23 protein-coding genes are annotated in these 22081 nt (G+C 68.9%); 16 read left to right on the top strand and 7 right to left on the bottom strand.

Translation table 11 applies throughout. The features are described 5' to 3' along the window. Positions 1-22: 22 nt before the first annotated feature. From DMH01_RS32530 to DMH01_RS32515, 4 genes are read left to right on the top strand one after another with little or no spacing between them, the layout of a single operon-like run. Positions 23-403, top strand: coding sequence for a hotdog fold domain-containing protein (locus tag DMH01_RS32530; protein WP_125681577.1), 381 nt, complete (start codon positions 23-25; stop codon positions 401-403). Then, on the top strand, positions 400-1908 hold the full coding sequence (locus tag DMH01_RS32525) for an NAD(P)/FAD-dependent oxidoreductase (protein WP_125681575.1): 1509 nt from the start codon (positions 400-402) through the stop codon (positions 1906-1908). Before DMH01_RS32530 ends, DMH01_RS32525 begins: the two co-directional genes overlap by 4 nt. 5 nt (positions 1909-1913) lie before the next feature. Beyond that, positions 1914-2936 carry an alpha/beta hydrolase gene (locus tag DMH01_RS32520; RefSeq protein ID WP_233621739.1) on the top strand — a complete coding sequence of 341 codons (1023 nt, stop codon included), beginning with the start codon at positions 1914-1916 and terminating at the stop codon, positions 2934-2936. Beyond that, positions 2933-4279 (top strand): NAD(P)/FAD-dependent oxidoreductase, encoded by a 1347-nt coding sequence (locus tag DMH01_RS32515; RefSeq protein WP_125681571.1) that lies wholly within the window; start codon positions 2933-2935, stop codon positions 4277-4279. The genes DMH01_RS32520 and DMH01_RS32515 overlap by 4 nt, the downstream gene beginning before the upstream one ends. A 1-nt stretch (position 4280) precedes the next feature. Here DMH01_RS32515 and DMH01_RS32510 read toward each other — a convergent pair whose 3' ends face one another. From DMH01_RS32510 to DMH01_RS32495, 4 genes are all read right to left on the bottom strand, one after another. Next, entirely contained in the window at positions 4281-4940 is a 660-nt protein-coding gene (locus tag DMH01_RS32510; RefSeq protein WP_125681569.1) for a TetR/AcrR family transcriptional regulator, read from the bottom strand. A 74-nt stretch (positions 4941-5014) separates the two neighbouring features. Continuing rightward, entirely contained in the window at positions 5015-6460 is a 1446-nt protein-coding gene (locus tag DMH01_RS32505) for an aldehyde dehydrogenase (RefSeq protein WP_125681567.1), read from the bottom strand. Beyond that, a complete protein-coding gene (locus tag DMH01_RS32500) occupies positions 6460-7584 on the bottom strand; it encodes an NAD(P)-dependent alcohol dehydrogenase (RefSeq protein ID WP_125681565.1) in 1125 nt (374 codons plus the stop codon). Before DMH01_RS32500 ends, DMH01_RS32505 begins: the two co-directional genes overlap by 1 nt. A gap of 44 nt (positions 7585-7628) precedes the next feature. Further along, positions 7629-8582 (bottom strand): triacylglycerol lipase, encoded by a 954-nt coding sequence (locus tag DMH01_RS32495; RefSeq protein ID WP_125681563.1) that lies wholly within the window; start codon positions 8580-8582, stop codon positions 7629-7631. Between the two features lie 161 nt (positions 8583-8743). Between DMH01_RS32495 and DMH01_RS32490 the strand changes: the two genes are divergently transcribed. The 12 genes from DMH01_RS32490 (at position 8744) to DMH01_RS32440 (ending at position 20353) form a co-directional block, all read left to right on the top strand. After that, the gene (locus DMH01_RS32490; protein WP_125681561.1) at positions 8744-10402 is read left to right on the top strand and encodes an AMP-binding protein; all 1659 of its coding nucleotides are present in this window, start codon (positions 8744-8746) and stop codon (positions 10400-10402) included. Positions 10403-10489: 87 nt separating this feature from the next. After that, complete coding sequence (locus DMH01_RS32485; RefSeq protein WP_125681559.1) at positions 10490-11293, top strand: crotonase/enoyl-CoA hydratase family protein; 804 nt, start codon at positions 10490-10492, stop codon at positions 11291-11293. Between the two features lie 5 nt (positions 11294-11298). Continuing rightward, positions 11299-12459: a thiolase family protein gene (locus tag DMH01_RS32480; RefSeq protein WP_125682432.1), complete on the top strand. Its 1161-nt coding sequence runs from the start codon at positions 11299-11301 to the stop codon at positions 12457-12459. Further along, entirely contained in the window at positions 12456-12857 is a 402-nt protein-coding gene (locus DMH01_RS32475; protein ID WP_125681557.1) for a Zn-ribbon domain-containing OB-fold protein, read from the top strand. The genes DMH01_RS32480 and DMH01_RS32475 overlap by 4 nt, the downstream gene beginning before the upstream one ends. Before the next feature lie 5 nt (positions 12858-12862). Further along, positions 12863-14500 carry an AMP-binding protein gene (locus DMH01_RS32470; protein ID WP_125681555.1) on the top strand — a complete coding sequence of 546 codons (1638 nt, stop codon included), beginning with the start codon at positions 12863-12865 and terminating at the stop codon, positions 14498-14500. Then, the gene (locus DMH01_RS32465; RefSeq protein WP_125681553.1) at positions 14478-15635 is read left to right on the top strand and encodes an acyl-CoA dehydrogenase family protein; all 1158 of its coding nucleotides are present in this window, start codon (positions 14478-14480) and stop codon (positions 15633-15635) included. Before DMH01_RS32470 ends, DMH01_RS32465 begins: the two co-directional genes overlap by 23 nt. Beyond that, the gene (locus tag DMH01_RS32460) at positions 15632-15823 is read left to right on the top strand and encodes a ferredoxin (RefSeq protein ID WP_125681551.1); all 192 of its coding nucleotides are present in this window, start codon (positions 15632-15634) and stop codon (positions 15821-15823) included. Before DMH01_RS32465 ends, DMH01_RS32460 begins: the two co-directional genes overlap by 4 nt. A gap of 1 nt (position 15824) precedes the next feature. Beyond that, complete coding sequence (locus DMH01_RS32455; protein WP_125681549.1) at positions 15825-17021, top strand: NAD(P)/FAD-dependent oxidoreductase; 1197 nt, start codon at positions 15825-15827, stop codon at positions 17019-17021. Positions 17022-17080: 59 nt separating this feature from the next. Next, entirely contained in the window at positions 17081-18310 is a 1230-nt protein-coding gene (locus tag DMH01_RS32450) for a cytochrome P450 (RefSeq protein ID WP_125681547.1), read from the top strand. A 21-nt stretch (positions 18311-18331) separates the two neighbouring features. Further along, the gene (locus DMH01_RS32445) at positions 18332-19093 is read left to right on the top strand and encodes a 3-hydroxyacyl-CoA dehydrogenase (protein WP_125681545.1); all 762 of its coding nucleotides are present in this window, start codon (positions 18332-18334) and stop codon (positions 19091-19093) included. Positions 19094-19097: 4 nt separating this feature from the next. Continuing rightward, the gene (locus tag DMH01_RS43105) at positions 19098-19544 is read left to right on the top strand and encodes a hypothetical protein (protein WP_199745716.1); all 447 of its coding nucleotides are present in this window, start codon (positions 19098-19100) and stop codon (positions 19542-19544) included. Next, complete coding sequence (locus DMH01_RS32440; RefSeq protein WP_125681543.1) at positions 19541-20353, top strand: enoyl-CoA hydratase/isomerase family protein; 813 nt, start codon at positions 19541-19543, stop codon at positions 20351-20353. Before DMH01_RS43105 ends, DMH01_RS32440 begins: the two co-directional genes overlap by 4 nt. A 521-nt stretch (positions 20354-20874) precedes the next feature. Here the strand turns inward: DMH01_RS32440 and DMH01_RS32435 are convergent. Genes DMH01_RS32435 through DMH01_RS32425 form a run of 3 tightly spaced genes read right to left on the bottom strand, consistent with a single transcriptional unit; the run spans position 20875 to position 22010 of the window. After that, entirely contained in the window at positions 20875-21324 is a 450-nt protein-coding gene (locus tag DMH01_RS32435; RefSeq protein ID WP_125681541.1) for a pyridoxamine 5'-phosphate oxidase family protein, read from the bottom strand. Between the two features lie 12 nt (positions 21325-21336). After that, positions 21337-21516, bottom strand: a complete 180-nt coding sequence (locus tag DMH01_RS32430) for a hypothetical protein (RefSeq protein ID WP_125681539.1) — start codon at positions 21514-21516, stop codon at positions 21337-21339. Beyond that, positions 21513-22010: an iron chaperone gene (locus tag DMH01_RS32425; RefSeq protein WP_125681537.1), complete on the bottom strand. Its 498-nt coding sequence runs from the start codon at positions 22008-22010 to the stop codon at positions 21513-21515. Before DMH01_RS32425 ends, DMH01_RS32430 begins: the two co-directional genes overlap by 4 nt. Between the last annotated feature and the right edge of the window lie 71 nt (positions 22011-22081).

The raw sequence follows: 22081 nt of genomic DNA, 5'->3' as shown, positions 1-22081 counted from the left end.
AGGTCCCCGAACAGGAGCTCTCATGGAAGTCATCCACCAGCGCTACGTCGCCTACTCCGAGGCTCACTACGCCGGCAACCTCGTCGACGGCGCGTTCGGCCTGGCACTGTTCGGCGACGCCGGAACCCATCTCGCGATCGTCATGGACGGCCACGAGAGCCTCTTCGCGGGCTATTCGTCCGTCGAATTCCTGGCTCCGGTGCGCGGCGGCGACGTCGTCGAGGTCGAAGCCCGACTCGCGGCGAAGGGCGCCCGGAGCCGGACGATCGACTTCGAGCTGCGCGTCATCGCCCGGGCCATCGATCACACGGGCGAGGCGGAAGTCCTCGCCGAACCCATCGTCGCCACCCGGGCCCGCGGGACCGGTGTCGTACCCGCCAACCGAGAAGGAAGTGCAGCATGAAAGACGCCACGGAATCCGCCGACATCGTGATCATCGGTGCCGGTATCTCCGGCATCGGCGCGGCCCGGCACCTGATGGCCGACTTCCCCGGCAAGAAGGTCCTCCTGCTGGAGTCCCGGGACTCGATCGGCGGCACCTGGGACCTGTTCCGCTATCCGGGTGTCCGGTCCGACTCCGACCTGCACACCTACGCCTACGAGTTCAAGCCGTGGCGGCACCGGAGCGCGATCGCCGAAGCGCCGTTGATCCGTGAATACCTCGACGAGACGGTCACCGAGTTCGGCCTGGACAAGATCCTTCGACTCGGGCACCGGGTGACCTCCGCCGACTGGTCGAGCGCCAAGGCGCGGTGGACGCTTCAAGTCGCCGTGAAAGACGGCACCGAGCGCAAGACCATCAAGGCGGGCTTCGTCTTCAGCGCGACCGGCTACTACCGATACGACAAGGGATACACGCCCCACTTCGAAGGTCAGGACGACTTCCAGGGCGACATCCTCCATCCCCAGCAGTGGCCGGAGGATTACGACCACAGCGGCAAACGCGTGGTGATCATCGGCAGTGGCGCGACGGCGGTGACGATGCTCCCGGCCATGCTGATGGGAGACGGCGGCGCGGCCCATGTGACGATGCTCCAGCGCACGCCCAGTTACATCGCCTCCCAGCCGCGGGTCGACAACATCGCCGTCAAGCTCACCAAGCTGCTCGGGGCCAAGCGCGGCTACTCGGCCACGCGCCTGAAGAACATCTGGATCGACTTCCTGCTCGTCAGCACCTTGCGCAAGTTCCCCGACTTCGGGCGGAAGGCGCTTCGCAAGTGGGCACTCAAAGAGCTTCCGGTGCACATCGACGTGGACACCCACTTCAACCCTCCGTACGCCCCTTGGGACGAGCGGCTCTGCGTCACCCCGGACGGGGAGTTCTTCAAGGCACTCCGCAGTGGCAACGCCGACGTGGTCACCGACCGGATAGACCGCTTCACCGAGAACGGCATCCTGCTGCAGTCGGGCCAGGAGCTGGAGGCCGACCTCATCGTCACCGCGACCGGCCTCGTGATGCAGATGCTGGGCGGTATCCAGCCCACAGTGGACGGTCTCCCGGTGAAGATGTCCGACGCCCTCCTCTACCGCGGTGCCCTCATCTCCGGTGTACCGAACTGGGCCATGATGCTCGGCTACACGAAGGCGTCGTGGACCCTCCGATTGAGCAACGTGTGCCGGCTGGTCGGCGACGTGCTCCGGCGCATGGACGCGAACGGGTACGACATCGCGGTCCCGGTCGTCCCGGATGGCCTCGCCACCACGGATCTCCTCGACCTCACCGCGGGCTACATGCAGCGGGCGAAACCCGAACTTCCCCGCCAGGGCACCGAATTGCCGTGGCGGATGCACACGACGTTCGTGAAGGACAACCGGCTCTTCAAGGGGAAACTGGTCGATCGGCACATTCGGTTCTCCGCACGGACCTCCGCGTCCGCCGACCTCACGAGCGCGGCGGCCGACTCGTGACCACGGTGAGCCGGCGTCTCCAACGGGCCCTCGTCATCGCCCTGAGCCGCACCCCTCCCCCACTCCTCAAGCTGCTGACACGTCCTCCGGTCAACAGCGCCGGCGAGCGGATGGCGCCCGACGTCGCCCTCCTGATGAAGCTCACGGAAGCCGGTGGCGACTACAGCGATCTGCCGGCGACAGAGGCGAGGAAGGTCACCGAACGGGACGCGGCCTTGTTCGCCGACCGGATCGCCCCGTGCCCGGTCGAGCAGGAAGTCGATCTCGGCGATGGGCTCTGGGCGACCCGCTACAGCTCAGGCAAGTCCGCCCGAGGGTTGATCCTTTTCTTTCACGGCGGCGGATTCGCGCTGGGAAGCCGCGCGAGTTACGCCTCCCCGGCGCGGATGCTCGCGCGGGGAACGGGCGCCGACGTCCTGTCCGTCGAGTACCGGCTCGCGCCCGAACACCCCTTCCCGGCGGCGCACGACGACGCGCTCGTCGCGTGGCATTACGCCATCGAGCATGCAGTGGACCCACATCGGATCGTCGTCGCGGGTGAAAGCGCCGGTGGCAATATCGCCGCCGTGCTTTGCCAGCGGCTACGCGGTGAGGCCGTCCAGCCGATGACGCAGGTGCTCATCCAGCCGGTGACCGATATTTCGGAGCGGCGTCCGTCCCAGGACGAGTTCGCCGGCTCTCCCGCGTTGTCCGCCAAGCAGATCGAGTGGTTCATGGGGCATTACCTCCCCGAAGGAACCGACCGGCTCGACCCGCGTGTTTCCCCGTTGCTGGCAGACGATCTGACGGGCCTCCCCCGCGCCATCGTGGCGGTCGCCGGATTCGACCCGCTCCGCGACGACGGAATCGCCTACGCGACCGCGTTGATGACAAACGGTGTACCCGCAGAGGTGATCCACGAGCCCGAACTCGTGCACGGCTACATCGGCTTCACCGCGATCAGCCCGAGCAGCAAAGCGGCCACGATGCGGCTGGTACGAGCCGTCGCCGCAACGCTCACCTCATCACCGGAACGGAGCAAACCATGATCGAGCTCGAGACGGACGTCGTCGTGATCGGTGCCGGTATGGCGGGATTGATGGCGGCGACCACACTGTCCGAAAAGGACGTCGTCGTGCTCGAAGCGGCCGACCGGGCCGGAGGCCGCGTGGAGTCGGTCCGCCAGGATGACTACTGGATCAACCTCGGAACCCAGTTCACCGAGGGAACCGGCACCCTGATCGAAGCCCTCGAACGCCACCAGGTCGGTATGGGGACGCTGGCGGGCAAGAAGGTGGCCCTCGCGCTCCACGGAAAACAGGTCGACACCTCGAATCCGTTCGGCCTGATGTTCCGCTCCCGGATGTCCTTTATGGACCGGTTAGGGCTGGCGGCCGTCGGCGCCCGCATCCTCGCGGCGGCACCGTTCCTGCAACTGAACCCCGACCACCGCCTGGCGAAGCGGGTCCGGGCGAAGCTCGACGCCCTCTCCGCGTCGTATGTCCTTCGAGGTGTCAGGTCCGAGGTCGCGCGGGACATGGTCCGGTCGTGGTCCGGGCAATGGATGGGGTGCGAGCCCGAGGAGACCGCCGCGACCCAGTTCGTCACCTCGATGGGCATCCTCCTGACCGATCCGGCGAAGGTGCCCAACTTCTCCTTGCCGGAAGGGGGAAACCAGACACTCACCGATATCCTGGCCGCCGACCTCGGCGAACGGCTCCGGCTGAATTCGCCGGTGAAATCGGTGGAGTGGACCGAGAACGACGTCGTCGTGGACTACGAAGACGCGAACGGACCGGCGCGGATCCGGGCCCGCCGGGCGATCGTCGCCGTTCCCGGCGATGTGGCCGTGAAGCTCATGCCCGGCCTCCCGTCCGCGTATCGGACGGCGTTCGACGATATCCACTACGGCCGGTACCTGGTGGTGGGTTACTTCACCCGCGAGGAAGGCCCTCAGCGATGGGACGACTACATCGCCGTGTCGACACCCCAGCTGTCGTTCCAGGCGATGTTCAACCACGCCGCGGCTCAGCGCGGTCCCGGCCCACGAAAGCCGGGCGGCGCACTGGCCTGCTTCGCGGGCGGCGCCGTGGCCGACAGCCTGTTCGGACTCACCGACGAGGAGATCGTCAGCCGGTTCACCGCGGACCTCCTCTCGCTTTATCCCGAGCTCGAAGGAAAACTCGACGAGGGAATCGTCCGGCGGCATCCTCGGGTCGTGCCGTTCTGGGCACCCGGCGGACGGGCCTCGCTGCCGGCACTGCGCCGACACCTCGGCCCCGTGTATCTGGCCGGCGACTATCAGCTCGACATGCCCTCACTCGCTGACGCGGCCTCGTCAGGTGAGCAGGCCGCGAAGCAGGTTTTGGCGAGCCTGTCCCGCCCACGATGAGCTATTCGGCCGCTGTGAGGCATTCCCGTACCACGGCGACCACGGCCCCCTTAGGGTCCGCCACCTGCTGCAATCCGTACCTGTCCAGCAGCAGGCCGCCGAGGAAGACGTCGACCATCGATGCCCCGACCTCTTCGGGGCTCTGCGCGCCCTTGGGGTCGAACCAGACCCACATCCATTGCACAGAGCCAAAAAGCTGCAAGGTGGTGACGCGGGCGTCGACTTTCCGGAAGAGTCCGGCGTCGACGCCATGCTGTAGTTCGGCTTCGGTGAGGCGCTGCATCTCGCCGCGCAGCTTGCGGACTTCCTGCATCGCCGGGTCGTCCGACAGCTGCACGACCTCCCGCTGGGTCGCGACGGTGGCGTGGCGATCGACGACGTGCAGAAGCACCGAGGCGTAGATGATCGCGGCCACGCGCTCCTGCGGTTTCTCCAGGCGTTCCCACATTCCCTGGACCGCGTGGAGTTGGCGGCGCATGTAGTTCTCTTCCACTTCGCGCAGCATCTGGGCCTTGGTGCCGAAGTGGTGGACGATGGTTCCCTTGGACATGCCGAGTTCGTCGGCGATGTCTCCCAGGTTGGTCTGGTCGTAGCCGCGTTCGGCGACGTGCCGGGCGAACGTCTCCAGGATCTCTGCTCGCCTGCCGACTGGTCGGGGCACCGCGTTCTCCCTGTGTCTCGCGTGGTCACCGTACGGACGGTCGATCAGGGCCAGTCTAGAAGACCTGCCGGCATTCAGGGCAGGTAGATGGATTTGCAGCGCTGGTACGCGGTCAGGCCTTCCGGACCTAGTTCGCGGCCGAGGCCGCTGGCTTTGACGCCGCCGAACGGGGCGCCGGGGTCCATGGTGAAGCCGTTGACGCCGATGGTGCCGGTGACGACCTTGCGGGCGAGGGCGTGTCCGCGGTCGATGTCGGTCGTCCAGACGGTGCCGCCGAGGCCGTAGTCGGAGTCGTTGGCGATGCGGATGGCGTCTTCGTCGTCGGTGAAGGGGATGATCGCCAGCACCGGGCCGAAGATCTCTTCCCTGGCGATGGTGTGGTCGTTGGCGACGTCGGCGAAGATCGTCGGCTCGAGGTACCAGCCGCGGTCGAAGCCGGCGGGGCGGCGGCCTCCGGTGGTGATCCGGCCGCCTTCGGCCGTGCCTGTGGCGATGTAGGCCTCGACGCTTTCGCGTTGCTTCCGGCTGGCCAGCGGGCCGACCACGGTGGCCTTGTCCAGCGGGTCGCCGATGGGCAGGGAGGAGGCCAGTGCGGTGAAGGCGTCGACCACTTCGTCGTAGCGGCTTCGCGGGGCGAGGATGCGGGTGCTGATGAAGCAGCTCTGCCCCTGGTTGAGCAGGCAGGAGCTGAACATGCCCTTCATGCTCACCGTGAGGTCTGCGTCGTCGAGGATGATGCCGGCGGATTTGCCGCCCAGTTCGAGGGTCACCGGGCGCAGCAGCCTGCCACAGGTTTCCGCGATCGACCTGCCCGCTTCGGTGGAGCCGGTGAAGGCGATCTTGTCGACGCCGGGGTGGCGTACCAGGTGGGCGCCCGCTCCGCGACCTGAGCCGGGCACGATGTTGAGCACGCCGGGCGGGAGGCCTGCGGCGATCGCGGCGTCGGCGATCTGCAGGGCGTCGAGCACCGTCTCCGAGGAGGGTTTGAGCACCACGGCGCACCCCGCGGCGAGCGCGGGGGCGAGTTTGAAGAAGGTCAGGGACTGGGGGAAGTTCCAGGGCACGATCGCCCCGACCACCCCGATCGGTTCCCTGCGGACCGCTGTCGTGCCGCTGACCAGTGATGGCCGGAGCTCTTCCGGTGGCTGCTCGCGGATCAGGCCCGCGTAGTACCGCAGCAGATTGGCCGGAACGAGGCCTTCGGTCTGCAGCCCGATGCGGATGGGCATGCCGTTCTGGCTGCTCACGTGCCGCACGATCTCGCCGCTGCGCGCCGACAGCTCGGCGGCGAACCGGTCCAGGACGTCGGCTCGTGCCGATGCTTCCCAGGACGACCAGCCGTGAGGGTCGTCGAAGGCGCGACGAGCCGCGGCGACGGCGGCGTCGATGTCGGCTTCCACTCCGGCGGCGACGTGACCGAGCAGTTCCTCGGTGCTCGCGGAATGGACCGCGATCCGTTCGGCGGTCGACGGCCGCGCCCAGCCGCCGTCGATGAAGAGGGCCTCGGCTTGGACGGTCATCACAGCTCCTTGGTCGGGATGGGCAGCAGGACGGGTTTCACGACGGAGCCGGCGTGCATCGCGGCCTCCGCGTCGTTGATCTCGTCCAGGGGGAAGGTGGTGATGAGCTTGTCGAAAGGGAACCGGCCCTGTCGCCACAGCGCGATGAGCCGCGGGATCAGCAGCTTGGGTACGGCGTCGCCTTCGAGGATTCCCTTGACGGTGCGGCCGAGCGCGAACTGGTCGGGCCTGATCGCGAGCGCCCCGCGCTGCACTCCGAGCAGCCCGCACACTCCGCGCAGGCGGAGCACGTCGATCGCGGTGGTGATCACCTCGGGGACACCGGTGGTGTCCAAGGTGTACTCGAGACCGCCGCCGGTGAGCTTCCGCAGATGCTGGGTCAGGTCCGGGGTCGTGGCGTCGACGACGTGGGTGGCGCCCAGTTCTTCGGCGAGCCGCAACCGTTCCGGGTTGAGATCGACCGCGACGATGGTCGTCGCCCCGGCGACACGAGCGGCCATGATCGCCGAGAGCCCGACGGTTCCGGCGCCGAACACGGCCAAGCCGGTTCCGGGCTTGAGGTCGAGGGAGTTGAAGACCGACCCGGCGCCGGTCAGGACACCGCAGGCCAACGGGCCGAGCAGGTCCAGTGGCAGCGCCGGGTCGACCTTGATGGTGTTGCGTGCCGCGACGACGGCGTGCGTGGCGAAGGAGGACTGGCCGAACCACCGGCCCTTGACCGCGTTGCCCGCCGCGTCGCGGGCACCCGTCGAGCGGTCGGCACGCTTGCCCGACATGTTGCGGGGCCAGAACGATTCGCAGTACGCCGGCTGGGCGGCCAGGCAGTTCGCACAGTCGCCGCAGGAGTCGAAGGAGAGCACGACGTGGTCGCCGACCCGCGGGTCGGCGACGCCGTCACCGACGGCCTCCACCACCCCGGCGGCCTCGTGTCCGGCGATCACCGGCGGCTTCACGACCGGCGTGCGGGGCAGCAGGTCGGTATGGCAGAGCCCGACTCCGGCGATCCGCACGAGGACCTCGCCGCGTCCGGGGGCGTCCAGGACGACGCTCTCGAGAGAAAACGGCCCGTCCGGTGCGCGGAGCACGGCAGCGGTCGCTCGCACGGTGCCGGTCGTGATGGTCATGGATACTGTTTACAGACCGTACGTGCGGTCAGTCAAGTCTTCCGCTACGGTCGGGCATAGCCGGGCAGTTCGGGTTCGGCGGGCAGCTTCGGCTGGGTCAGGCCCAGGATGCCGCCGAGAGCGCTGCCGACCGTGGGGACGGCGTTGGCGAAACCCAGCAGATCCACGTTGGGCAGGAACGGTTTCCAGCATTGGGCCCTGATACGGCTCGCGACAGCGGGACCGTCGTGGGTGAGGGCATCGACGGCGACCTGCCAGGCGACATTGTCGGCCAGCATCGTGACGTGATCGGCGAGACGTCCGGGACAGAAGTCCTGAACCGTGAAGTTCGCCGCGCCGTCGAGCCGGCCCGCTTGCGGCGCCGGGGTGACGATCTCGTCGAACACGGTCTGGACCGTGGTGTACGACGGCCCGACAGGAAGAGGATCACGGGTCATCCTGGTCAGCAGGTTCGAACCGATCCGAGCCTGCCAGGAGATCGCCGTGCAGGGGCCGGCGCAGACGAGGTTGCCGATGGCGGTGCCGTGGAAGTCACCGGACAGTGCGACCACGTCGTCGACCTTGTCCGGCAGGTCGGGCCAGAACCGCAGGGACCACAGGATGTGCGTGCCCCCCTGACTGTGACCGAGGACGGAAACCTTACGGCCGCTCAGGTCGTGGACGCGGCGGATCGCGTGGACGAGGTACTCGTTGGCGATGGGAACGCTGATCAGCGCCCGTTCCGGCAACGCCACCGTGCAGACCGGCACCCCCAGCGCGGGCAGGGCGCGTTCGTAGTTCCAGCTCCAGTATTCCTGCGGTGTCGCGCCGGTGCCGTGCACCAGCAGCACCGGGTTGACCCTGGCGTCCTTGATGTCGGCGGTACACGTGACGGCCGCGTCCATCGCGGCCTCCGGCGCCGACAGCGGCGGACCGGGGTCTTCGGCCGCCATCGCGGGCACGCCCGCGAAAGCCATGAGCAGGACGGCGAGTATCGCCGGAATGGTACGAGCAACCATGGTGTCTCACCCATCTCGCGCTTCGTTGCGCGGTGAGGTCGGAGCACGTCGCAGCCCTCTGAACACCTCGGACGATGTATTGACTGTACGTGCGGTCGGGCTCATAGTTGCTCAAAGTCAACGTCGACACAAGACGGCCGTCGTGCCGATCTAGGAGAGCCATGACCGAGCCCCTGACCTTCCCCGAGGCGTTCCAGCGCACCGTCTCGGTCAAGCCGGACGCCATCTCGCTGCACACGGTGGACGACAGCCCGGACCTCACCTGGCGCGCCTACGGCGAGGCGGTACGCCGCATCGCGGGCGGGCTCGCCGCGTTGGGTGTCCACCGTGGACAGACCGTCGCGACGATGTTGACCAATCGCCCCGAATTCCACCTGAGCGAGACCGCCGCCTCTCATCTCGGCGCGACGACGTTCTCGATCTACAACACCAGCTCTCCGGAGCAGATCGGTTACCTGCTCGGCCACGCCGGCACGAGGGTGGTGATCTGCGAGCGGCAGTTCGCCGACCGGATCCGCGCGGCAGGCGGCCCGGTCGAACATCTCCTGATCGTCGAGGATGGTGACCTCGACCGCCTGGAGCCCTCCCCCGGCTTCGACTTCGAGGCTTCCTGGCGTTCGGTGCGGCCGGACGACGTGCTGTGCCTGATCTACACCTCGGGGACGACCGGGCCGCCGAAGGGTGTCGAGCACACCCACCGCGGTGTGCTCGCGCTGGCGAAGAGTTTCAGCTCGCCTTTCCCGCTGGGCGACGACGACATGGGGATCTCGTATCTGCCCGCCGCCCACGTCGCGGACCGGTTTCTCAACCATTACTTCGCCATGCGCTACGGGGTCGCTGTCACCCCTGTCGCCGATCTGCGGCAACTGCCTGCCGCGTTGGCCGCCGCGCGGCCGACGACGTTCGCGGGGGTGCCGCGGATCTGGGAGAAGATCAAGCTGGGGCTGGAGATGCGGCTGCAAGCCGATCCCGGACTCGCCGCCGGTTTCCAGGCCGGTGAACCGCAGGTCCTGGCCGCTGTGCGCGCCCAACTCGGCCTGGACAAGCTTCGCTGGGCCCTGTCCGGCGCAGCCGCGATCCCACCCGACGTCTACGCCTTCCTCGAACGTCTCGGACTTCCCGTCAGCGAGGCATGGGGCATGTCGGAGTGCGGCCTCGGCATCGGCGCGCCGCCCGCCCAGGCTCGAGCGGGAACGGTCGGCACACCCCTGCCCGGCCTCGAGACCCGCCTGACCGAGGACGGCGAACTACTGGCGCGTGGCCCCTTCCTGATGAAGGGGTACCGCGACGACCCGGCCAGGACCGCCGAGGCGATCGACCCGGAAGGCTGGTTGCACACCGGCGACATCGTCACCGTCGCCGACGACGGCCACATCACGATCATCGACCGCAAGAAGGAACTGATCATCAACGCGGGCGGCAAGAACATGTCCCCCACCAACATCGAGAACGCCATCGGCTCCGGCTCCCCGCTGATCGGCCCGATGATGGTGATCGGCGACAACAAGCCCTACAACGTCGCACTGATCACCCTGGACCCGGACGTCGCCGCCGCCTTCGGCGAGAAACTCGGCCTCGAGCCCGACCCCGGCGTCCTGGTCAAGGACGAGCGCATCCGGCTCGCCGTCCAAGACGCGGTCGACGCCGGGAACGCGAAGCTCTCGCGAGCGGAGCAGATCAAGCAGTTCGCCCTCCTCCCGGCGTTCTGGGAACCCGGTGGCGACGAGATCACCCCGACGATGAAGGTCCGGCGCAAACCCATCACGCAGAAGTACGCGTCCGAGATCGCCGAGCTGTACACCCGGCGCGCGGACGGCTGACCCACCGCGAAACGTCCGGGGCACACTCTTGCCATTTTGACTGACCGTCCGTACGGTCATCTACAGAACCGAGGCTGCGGAGGAGACATGGCAGATCCCTTGCCCACCGGCGAACCCCCGGCGACCCTGCGCCGGATAGGGCACGTCGCGCTCATCACCTTGAACCGGCCCCACGTGATGAACGCCGTCAACGCCGCGATGTCGGTCGCGGTGGAGGCCGCGGTCGACGAGTTCGCCGCCGATCCCGAGCTGCGTGTCGGCGTGCTGACCGGCGCGGGCCGCGCCTTCAGCGCCGGAGCGGACCTCAAGGAGGTCGCGGCCGGACGTCCGCTCATCACCCGGGAACAGCGCGAACGCGGCTTCGGCGGGTTCCTCAAGCGCCGGCTGGACAAGCCGGTGATCGCCGCGGTCAACGGCTACGCGTTCGGCGGCGGCACGGAACTCATGCTCGCCTGCGACCTGGCGGTGATGAGCGAAACCGCCGAGCTCGGGCTGCCCGAGGTCACCCGCGGCATCATCGCCGCGGGCGGTGGCCTGCTGCGCCTGGCCCGGCGCGTCCCGCTGGCGGTCGCACTGGAGGCCACCCTCACCGGCGCGCCGATCACGGCCGAGTCCGCGTTGCACTGGGGGCTGGTCAACCGGGTCGTTCCTCAGGAGAAGGTGCTCGACGAGGCTCTGGCGCTGGCCAACGTGATCGCGGCGAACGCGCCACTGGCGGTACAGGCCAGCAAACGCGTCATTCACCAGATGCTCGCACTCGGTTCGGACTGGGAACCCGCCGCTTGGGAGCTGTCCGACGCCGAGGCGGTCACGATCATGAAGACCGCCGACGCCAGGGAAGGGCCACGCGCGTTCGCGGAGAAACGCAAGCCCAGCTGGGAAAGCCGGTGACGCGCATGAGTGGGGCGGCGATCGCCGGACTCGGTCTCACCGACGTCGGCAAGATCTATGACCGCAGCGCGACGGATCTGGCCGCCGAGGCCGTACGCCTCGCCGCCGCCGACGCCGGGCTGGCGATGTCCGAAGTGGACGGACTGCTCGTCACCCCCGGCGTACGAGGAGCGCCGCGGTTGTCGCTGCAGAAAGTCCTCGGGATGACCGACCTGCGTCTGCTCGCCGAGATCGGCGCGCTGGGGGCCGGCCCGGCGGTGATGATCGCCCACGCCGCGGCGGCGATCGAGCGTGGCGAGGCGACCGCGGTCGCCTGCGTGTTCGCCGATACGCCGCTCAAGTCGCAGGGTTCCGGGCGGGACGCGTTCGGCGGGTCCGGCCGTTCCCTGCCGAAGGGGTTCGCCGGGTATCACGCGGGGATCGGGGCGGTGACCCCCAACCTGTTCTACGCGTTGGCCGCGCGCAGGCACTTCGAGGCCTATGGCACGACCAGTGAACAGCTCGGTGCGATCGCCGTGGCCCAGCGCGCGTGGGCGGCGGACAACCCCGACGCACAGCACCGCGTGCCGCTGACGCTGGCCGAACACCAGGAGTCGCCGGTCATCGCGGATCCGCTGCGGCTGCTGGACTGCTGCCTGGTGTCCAACGGCGCCGCCGCGGTCATCGTCACCAGCGCCGGCCACGCCCGCGACCTCGCCCAGCCCCCGGTCGGCGTCCTCGGCTGGGGGCAGGCACATCCAGGACGGGTGATGCACCGCGACTCACGCTTCGGCCTGCGTACGGGCGCCGCCGAGTCCGGGCCGCGGGCGCTGCGCATGGCCGGAGTCACCGTCGACGACGTCGACCTCCTGCAGCTGTACGACTGCTACACCTACACCGTCCTGGTCACGCTCGAGGACTACGGCTTCTGCCCGAAAGGCGAGGGCGGGAAGTTCGTCGCCGACGGACGGCTCGCCCCCGGCGGTTCCTTGCCGTGCAACACCGGCGGCGGCCAGCTGTCGGCCTACTACCTGACCGGGTTCACCCCCATCGTCGAAGCCGTGATCCAGGGGCGCGGACAGGCCGGCGCACGCCAAGCCGCCCGGCGCGACGTGATCATGGTCAGCGGCAACGGCGGCATCCTCGAACACCACGCGACCCTGATCCTGAGCGGAGCGGGCCGATGACCGAACACGCCTGGCCTCCCATCACCCGCGACGCGAAGAGCGGCCCGTTCTTCGACGCCGCGGCACGGGACGAACTGCTGATCAAACACTGCGACCGCTGCGCGCAGGCGGCGGCACCGGACGCCGCCGTGTGCCCGGGCTGCGGTGGAACCGAACTGAGCTGGGTCCGCGCGGCGGGAACGGCGACGTTGGTGTCCTGGACCGTCGTGCACCGCGCGCCCAACCGGGCCTACACCGACCTCGTCCCCTACACCGTCGGGATCGTCGAACTCACTGAAGGCCCCTGGCTTCACGCACGGGTGGACACCGCCACACCGTCGGCAGGGATGCCCCTGCGCGCCGAGTTCGTGCACGCCGACGGCAGTGAAAGCCATCCGATCTTCACCGCGGGAGCGTGATTCCGATGCCCGAACTGGACTTGGCCTCCCTGCACGAAGCCATCGCCGCCGAACTCGGCGACGAACCCTGTGTGATCGCCGGGCGAGTGGTGTCCTGGCGCGAGATGACCGACCGCACCCGCAGACTCGCCGCGGTCCTGCGCGACCACGGCCTCGGCCGCCGCGCCGACCACGTCGAGCCATGGGAGACCGGGCAGGACCACCTCGGAGTGTTGCTGCACAACGGATCCGAGTACCTCGAAGGCCTGCTCGGCGCGCACAAGGCGTCCGTGGCGCCCTTCAACATCAACTACCGCTACACCCAGGAGGAACTCGCGTATCTGCTGCGCGACGCGCGGCCGAGCGCGCTGCTGTACGCGGCCCGCTTCGCCCCCGCGCTCGCGGAGGTACTTCCCCGGCTCGACCACTCGCCGCTTCTGCTGCAAGTCGACGATGGAACACCCGGACCGCTGCTGCCGGGTGCGCTCGACTACGAGACCGCACTCGCCGGAGCGGATCCGGCCGATGGAGTGCCGAAAGCGAGCCCTGCCGACGCTCACCTGCTCTACACCGGCGGCACCACCGGGATGCCCAAAGGTGTCATCTGGCGGGTCGGCGACCTGGTCGCCGGGCCGCTGGGCGTGCGCGACCGCGACGGCTCCGCCATCACCGACGTCGAACACGCCGTCCGCCGCGCTCTCGCGATCCGCGGCCGCGTCCTGCCCGCTCCCCCGCTGATGCACGGCGCCGGCGCCGGTATCGCGCTCGGCGGATGGCTCGGCGGCGCCACCGTGGTGATCCAGCCCCGTCCCGAGCGCTTCGACGCGGCCACGCTGCTCGAAACCTGCGAGCACCGGCGAGTCACCTCGTTGGCCATCGTCGGCGACGCTTTCGGCGCTCCGCTGGTGGCCGAGCTCGAACAGCGACCACGGCCGTTGCCGGACCTGCGGCTGCTCGTCAACAGCGGAGCGGCCCTGCGCGACGAACTCAAGACCAGGCTGAAGGAACTGCTGCCACAGCTGCGGATCACGGACATGCTCGGCTCCTCCGAAACGGGACTGCACGCCAAACGCGGCTCCGGCAACCGGTTCGCGGGCAAGGGCAACGCCGTCGTGCTCGCCGACGACCGCACCCGCGTCCTCGCCCCCGGCGATGACGAGATCGGCTGGCTGGCTCAGGGCGGCCACATTCCCCGCGGCTACCTCGGCGACCGGGACAAGACCGCCGCCACCTTCGTCACCGTGGACGGGACGCGGTACTCGGTGCCGGGTGACCGAGCGCGACTGCTCGCCGACGGCGGCATCGAGTTCTTCGGCCGCGAGGCCACCACCATCAACACCGGCGGCGAGAAGGTCTTCGCCGAGGAAGTCGAACAGGTGCTCCGTGCCTTGCCGGGCGTCGCGGACGCCCTGGTCGTGGGACGCGCCAGCGAGCGCTGGGGTCAGGAAGTCGTCGCGCTCTACCACTCCGCCACCGAAGTTCCACCGACCGCGAACGAGCTCGCCGCGGGCTGCCGGGAACGGCTCGCGGGCTACAAGGTCCCGAAGGACTTCATCCGGACCGACAAGATCCACCGGCACGACAACGGCAAGGCCGACTACGCGTGGGCCCGCGATACCGCAGAAACGAGAAAGGACGGCCATGGATCCGTGGACCACTCCTGAGCGCATCAGCTTGCGCAAGATGGTCGCCGACTTCACCGAAAAGGAGATCGTCCCCCACCTCCCGCGATGGGAAGAGGACGGCGAAGTCCCGCGCCGGCTGCACGAACAGGCCGCCGAACTCGGCCTCCTGGAACTCGGTTTCCCCGAAGCCGCCGGCGGGGCGGGCGAATTCCTCGACGTCCTGGTCGTCACCGAGGAGATCCTCCTGCGCGGCGGCAGTTCCGGGCTGCTCGGCGCCTTGATGACGCACAACATCGGTGCCCCGCACATCGCCGCCGCCGGCGACCCGGACCAGATCGACCGGTTCGTCCGCCCGGCGCTGGCGGGCCGGAAGATCTGCGGGCTCGGCGTCACCGAGCCCGGAATGGGCTCCGACGTCGCGGCACTGTCGACCCGGGCGGTGCGCGACGGCGACCACTACATCGTCAACGGCGCCAAGACCTACATCACCTCCGGTACCCGCGCCGACTTCATCACCACCGCCGTCCGCACCGGAGACGCCGGGCACCGCGGTGTGTCGCTGCTGATCGTCGAGACGTCCACGCCCGGGTTCACCGTGACCCGCAAACTCGACAAGATGGGCTGCCGCTGCTCCGACACAGCGGAACTGAGCTACGTCGACGTGCGGGTGCCGGTCGCCAACCTCGTCGGCGGGGAAGGCACCGGGTTCCGGCAGATCATGCAGCGCTTCGACAGTGAACGCCTGATCATGGCGGTGCAGGCCTGCGCCACCGCGGCCCGCTGCCTCGAACTGTCCCTCGACTGGGCCAGGCAGCGCGTCACCTTCGGGCTGCCGCTCGCGCAGCGGCAGGTGATCCGGCACAAACTCGCCGAAATGGCCCGCCAGACCACCGCGGCACGCACCTTCGTCCACGACGTCGCACGCCGGTACAACGACGGCGAACAGGTGAGCGTCGACATCGCGATGGCGAAGAACACCGCCGTGTACGCGTGTGATCACGTCGTCAACGAAGCGCTGCAGATCTTCGGAGGCATGGGCTACATGCGGGAGTCCGAAGTGGAGCGTCACTACCGGGACGCCCGCCTGCTCGGCATCGGCGGCGGCGCGAACGAGGTCATGAACGAGATCATCGCCAAGAACCTGAATCTCGACACCGTGGGGAGCGCGCGATGAAGATCGTGCTGGACAGGGGCCGCTGCACCGGCCTGGGAATCTGCGAATCGCTGGCACCGGACCATTTCGAGATCGACGACAACGGCGATCTCGTCCTGCTCGACGAGGTCGCCGAGGGGGACGCGCTCGCTGAGGTCGAAGCGGCGGTGTCGGGTTGTCCCACCGAGGCGTTGCGGCTGGAGCCCTAAGGTGGGCGGCCTTGTCGTCGTCGGCGCGTCACTGGCCGGGCTGCGCGCGGTCGAGGCCGCCCGCAAGTCCGGCTTCGACGGGCCGATCACCCTCATCGGCGCCGAGGAGCACCTGCCCTACGACCGGCCCCCGCTGTCGAAAGCCTTCCTGGCAAAGGAAGACACCGCGCCGCCGATGTTCCGCGACGAGCAACTGCTTGACGAGCTCGGCGTGCGGCTGGTCCTCGGCCGGCCGGCGTCCGGTGTGGACACTCAGGACAGGACGGTCCGCATCGGTGACGAGGAGTACGGATACGACGCGCTGGTGATCGCGACCGGCGCCAGCGCCCGCACCATCCCCGGCTCGGACGCGCTGCGCGGCGTGCACACCCTGCGCACCCTCGACGACGCGATGGCGGTGCGCGCGGCCCTCGCCCCCGGCACGAACCTGGTCGTGGTCGGGGCCGGCTTCATCGGCTCCGAGGTCGCCTCCAGCGCGCGGGACCGCGGGCTCACGGTGACGATCGTGGAAGCCCAGCCCACTCCCCTGGTCCGGGCCGTCGGTGCGCAGATGGGCGCGGCATGCTCGTCACTGCACACCCGCAACGGCACCACACTGCGCTGCGGTGTCGGCGTGGCCGCGATCGAAGGCGACGGCGCCGTGGAGCGGGTCCGGCTCTCCGACGGCACAGTGCTCGAGGCGGACATGGTCGTCGTCGGAGTGGGCGCGTCCCCGGCCACCCAGTGGCTGACCGGTTCCGGCCTGACACTGGAAGACGGCGTGGTCTGCGACGAGACACTCCACACCGGAGCTCCCGGCGTCTACGCCGCGGGCGACGTCGCCCGCTGGCACAACCCGGCGTTCTCCCGGCACATGCGGCTGGAACACTGGACCAGCGCGGCCGAACAGGGCGCCCTGGCGGCGCGCAACGCGCTCGATCCCGCCAACGCCCGGCCGTACGCGACCGTGCCGTATTTCTGGTCGGACTGGTACGGCAGCCGCTTCCAGTTCGTCGGCATCCCCGCGACCGACGAAGTCCGTGTCGTCGACGGCGACACCGACAGCACCGGGTTCACCGCGCTCTACCGCGAAGGCGACCGGCTCGCCGGAGCACTCACCCTGAACCGGCCGCGGGACATCATGAAGTACCGCCGGCTCATCACCGGAGAAGCCTCCTGGGACGACGGCCTCGCCTTCGCGAAGACTCGCACCACTTGACTGACCGTCCGTACGGTCATACTCTCATCTTGCACGGCCACACGACTTGAGGAGGCGGCGTGATACTTCCCGACCTGGGCAATCCCGACACGTATCAGGACGGCTTCCCGCACGCCCTGTTCGCCCGCTTGCGCCGTGAGAGCCCGGTCGTGTGGTGCCCCGAACCGGCCGCCGACGGCTTCGACGGCGGCCCCGGCCTCTGGGCCGTCACCCGCCACGCCGACGTCGTGGCGGCCGGTAAACGCACCGATGTGTTCAGCTCCCACGAGGGTGGCACGTTCATCCGCGACAGCAGCCCTCGGGAGCTGCGCGACATGCGCCGCGCGATGCTCAACACCGACCCGCCGGAGCATTCGAAACTGCGCCGGATCGTCAGCAAGGCGTTCACCCCGCGCGTCGTGGCGGGTATGAGTGAGTCGATCACCCGCCACGCCCGCGACGTGGTGGACAAACTCGGCGACGGTGGCGACCTCGATTTCGTCGAGCACGTCTCGGCCGAGATGCCGCTGCTCGTGCTCGCGGACATCCTCGGTGTCCCGCCCGGCGACCGCCATCTGCTCTACGACTGGACCAACCGCATGGTCGGCTTCGGCGACCCGCAGGTCGGTGATCCCAGGTCGTATGTCTCGGCGTTCATCGAGCTGTTCGCCTACGCCGCGGAGCTGACCAAGCGGAAGCGCGCGCATCCGACCGACGATGTCTGGAGCCTGGCGGTCAACGCCGAGGTCGACGGCGAGCGGCTGTCCGACGACGACCTCGACCGGTTCTTCCAGCTGCTGGTCATCGCCGGCAACGAGACGACCAGGAACCTGTTCAACGGCACCATCCTGACGCTGTCACAACATCCCGACCAATGGCGGCGGCTGCGGGCCGACCCCGGTCTGCTGCCGACCGCGATCGAGGAGATCCTGCGCTACTTCCCGCCGGTCACCCAGTTCCGGCGTACCGCGGTGCAGGACATCGAACTGGGCGGGCAGCAGATCCGGGCGGGCGACAAGGTGGTGCTCTGCTATGCCTCGGCGAACCGGGACGAGGACGTCTTCACCGACCCCGACCGGTTCGACATCACCCGTACCGAGAACCCGCACGTGTCCTTCGGCGCCGGCCCGCACTTCTGCCTCGGCAACGCCGTGGCACGCCTCGAAGCGCGAGCGCTGCTGCCGATCCTGTTCGACCGGTTCCCTGCCATCGAGGTGATCGGCGAACCGGTGCGCGCGCGATCCAACTTCATCAACGGGATCAGCGAGCTTCCCGTCCGCTTGTCCACCGCAGTCGGCGCTCTCGCCTGAAGACCACAAAGGACATCCATAATGGACATCACAGGAACCGTCGCGATCGTCACCGGCGGCGCCTCCGGGCTGGGCCTGGCCACCGCACGCCGCATCGTGAAGGCGGGCGGGAACGTCGTCCTGCTCGACCTGCCCTCGTCTTCCGGTGAGCAGGCCGCTCAAGAGCTGGGGGCCGCCGCACGGTTCGCACCCGCCGACGTGACCGACGAGACCTCGGTCGCCGCCGCGCTGGATGTGGCCGAGCAGCTCGGGCCGCTGCGCGTGGCCGTCAACTGCGCGGGAATCGGCAACGCCTACAAGACCGTCGGCAAGGACGGCCCGTTCCCGCTGGCCCAGTTCCGCAAGGTCGTCGAGGTCAACCTGATCGGCACGTTCAACGTCACCCGGCTCACCGCCGAACGTATCCTCGCTCACGACCCGGTGGGCGAGGAACGTGGCGTGATCGTGTGCACCGCGTCGGTCGCCGCGTTCGACGGCCAGGTCGGCCAGGCCGCGTACTCCGCGTCCAAGGGCGGCATCGCGAGCATGACCCTGCCCATCGCCCGCGACCTCGCCGCCAAACAGGTCCGGATCATGACCGTCGCACCCGGACTGTTCGACACTCCCCTGCTGGCCGGATTGCCGGACGAGGCGAAAGCCTCCCTGGGCGCACAGGTTCCGCATCCCGCACGGCTCGGCGACCCGGACGAGTACGCCGCGCTGGTCGAGCACATCATCGCCAACCCCATGCTCAACGGCGAAACGATCCGGCTCGACGGAGCCATTCGCATGGCCCCGCGCTAGCGCCGTGTCCGCACGCCTATCGCAGCCGAGCATCGGCGAACCCACTGCCATGAAGGCGAGCAGCAGAACGGGCGACCAGCTCGTGGCCGTCAACCCGGCGACCGGGGAGCGGATCGGCACTGCACCGGTACTCAACGCCGCCGCGGTGGCCGAGCTCGCCGCGCGGGGCCGTACCGTCCAGCCCGGCTGGAACGCGCTCGGATTCGAAGGCCGTGCGGTGATCCTGTGCGGCAAACGCGTCCACGGAGCGTCGCCGTTCGTCCTCGGCAAGAAACGCGCCATGTCCTTCTGGTCGAACAACGGCGACCCCGATCCCCAGCCGGCCCTGGGCAACGGATACGAACGGCTCCGCCCCGTCGCCACCCGAGAACCCGGCCGTACCCGATGCCGCCCCCGGCGCGCTCCGTCTGCCGATCTCCCCGGCCTGACTCACTGCGAGGTAGCCCTATGATCCGCGAACCCGTGCGCCTCGACCACGGGGACGGTGTCGCCCGCATCGGACTCAACGTCCCCGAGCGGAAGAACGCGATCGACCTGGCGCTCGCCACGGCGCTCGCGGAAGCTGTCCGCACCGTGGCCGCCATGCCCGATATCGGCGCCACCGTGCTCTACGCCGAAGGCGACACGTTCTGCGTCGGCGGTGATCTCCGCGCCTTCGCGAACACCACGACCCCCGGAGCCCTCGTCGGGCAAGTCGCCCACGCCGCTCACGCAGCCATCCTCGGCCTCCGCGCATTGGAGATGCCGGTCATCAGCGCCGTCCAAGGAGCATGCGCCGGCGGCGGCCTCGGCATCGCACTCGCCGCGGACATCGTCATCGCCGGAACCGACGCCCGCTTCCGCACGGCCTACACCGCGGCGGGCCTCTCACCGGACGGCGGCGCCTCCTGGATCCTCACCAGAACCCTCGGACCCGCCCGAGCCGCCGACCTCATCCTCACCAACCGCCAACTCGACGCCGACACAGCCGAGCGCTACGGCCTGATCAGCCGCGTGACCGACAACCCCTTCGATGACGCCTGCACGATGGCCCACTCTCTGGCCCGTGGACCACGGGAGGCACTGGCCGCGTCTGCCCACCTCGTCCGCGAAGCTCCGACCACGACACTGGCGCCGCATCTCGACAACGAAGCCCGTCAGATCGCCGCACTGGCCGATACCGCGGAAGGAAGGGAAGGAATCACCGCCTTCCTCGAACACCGGCCGGCCGACTTCGGCAACGTCCGAACGAGAACCCAAGCAGGGGCACCGAATTCCTGAGACTGGTCGACCATCGACACCGCGGAACGCATACGCAATGGACGCGCGAGACCGGTTTCCTTAGCTCCTCATCCGTCTTCAGTATCCGTTAAGCCGTGTCCCCGAACTTTCTCCCGGCGTGACCGGAAACGAACCTACGACGCCCGGGTTCCCCGGAAGCCACACTGACCGCCAGGCCGTCCACCACGACGACCCCGCCTCCGGCAAGACGATCTGGTCCCGCATCACGCGCAGACCATCCACCGGCCGGGCATCGTCCACCCATCCGGACGTCGACGAGCGGCACCACAGAACTGATCGACCGGAACCGGGTGGCGGCAGTCCGTGGATCGCTATGCCGCCACCAGATCCACGACGATGGCCGAAGCGAAGTGCCCTGCCCACCAAAATCCGAACGCTCACGCGCGAACCCGAAGCCAAACAGCCAGAACAGAGGCATCTCGCCGACGAGTACCCACCTGACCCACTCCCGGCGTTGTCGGGTCGAAGGGCCCTTCACACCGGAGCACTTGCCGGCGCGGTCAGCCGAGCCAGCGACTATCGCGCATGAGGTCGCGTCCCCGGAGCTCGTTCTCTTCACGCCAGGCCTGGATGCGCCGTGGCCGGATCTGGAAGTACTGGTAGGGCTCGGCGAGCCGGCGCGGGTCGAAACCGGTCCTCGTCGCGAACGCGTCGCCCGTCTCAGGGGCGGGGTCCACCGGCTCGGCGGTGCCGTCGACGATGACGACGTCGCGGGTCGGTCCGAGGCTGAGCCGCACTCGGCCATCGGCCAGCAGGTTGCGGGCGGTGACCGAGGTTCGCGGTGCCGAGACGAGGAAGGCGGTGCCGTCCCAGAGGTAGGAGAGGGGGACGAGGTGGGCACCGCCGCCCGTGGAGCCCGACGTCGCGATCCAGACATCGACATCGTTCTCCAGTTTCGCGCGGGTGTCCCGCAGTCTTTCGTCGAGTCCACGCGGCGGCGCGCCTGTCATGCTTTCCTCCTGTTATTTCGCGTGCGGACACATCAGGACGTGAGTGCCGACGACCTTGGCAAGGGCGCGGCGCCGGTACAGCGCCGGCTTGACCGGACTCGTCCCGTCCGGGGCCCGCACGACACCGCGTTGGGCGGCCGTGGGGTCGGCCACGTCGAGGGTGACGGACTCGATGGAGGTCAGGGCGATCACGCCGGTTCCGCCGCGGCTGCGGACGCTTCTCGATTCCCGGCCGGCGCCACCGCCTGCTCCACCAGCGCACCGATCCGCGCCTCCACCTCAGCCGTGACGTCGGTCAAGGCGAAACCCGCGGCCCACATCGGGCCGTCGTCCAGCCTGGCCAGATCGCTGAACCCGAGTGTCGCGTAGCGCGCCTTGAACTTCTCCGCGCTCTGGAAGAAGCACACCACCTTCCCGTCCAGCGCGTAGGCGGGCATCCCATACCACAGCTTCGGCTCCAGGACCGGAGCGTTGGCCTTGACGACGGCATGGACACGCTCGGCCATGACCCGGTCCGCTCGCTGCATCTCGGCGATCTTCGCGACCACGTCCTGCTCCGCTTGTGCCGCCTTTGCGGCACGCGAACTGCCGCGCCCCGCGGCTTTCAGTTCCGTGGCACGGTCCTTCATCGCGGCGCGCTCTTCGGTGGTGAAGCCCTCGTGCGTCCTGTTTCTACTGCTGCCCATCGCAGCGTCCTTCCGACGATCTCAACATCGGCACGCACCGTGCCGATCGGGCACGATCATGCGCTCGACGC

It is taken from the genome of Amycolatopsis sp. WAC 04182 (assembly GCF_003947465.1).
GTDB lineage: Bacteria > Actinomycetota > Actinomycetes > Mycobacteriales > Pseudonocardiaceae > Amycolatopsis.
This window is presented reverse-complemented; position numbering and strand designations above follow the sequence as displayed.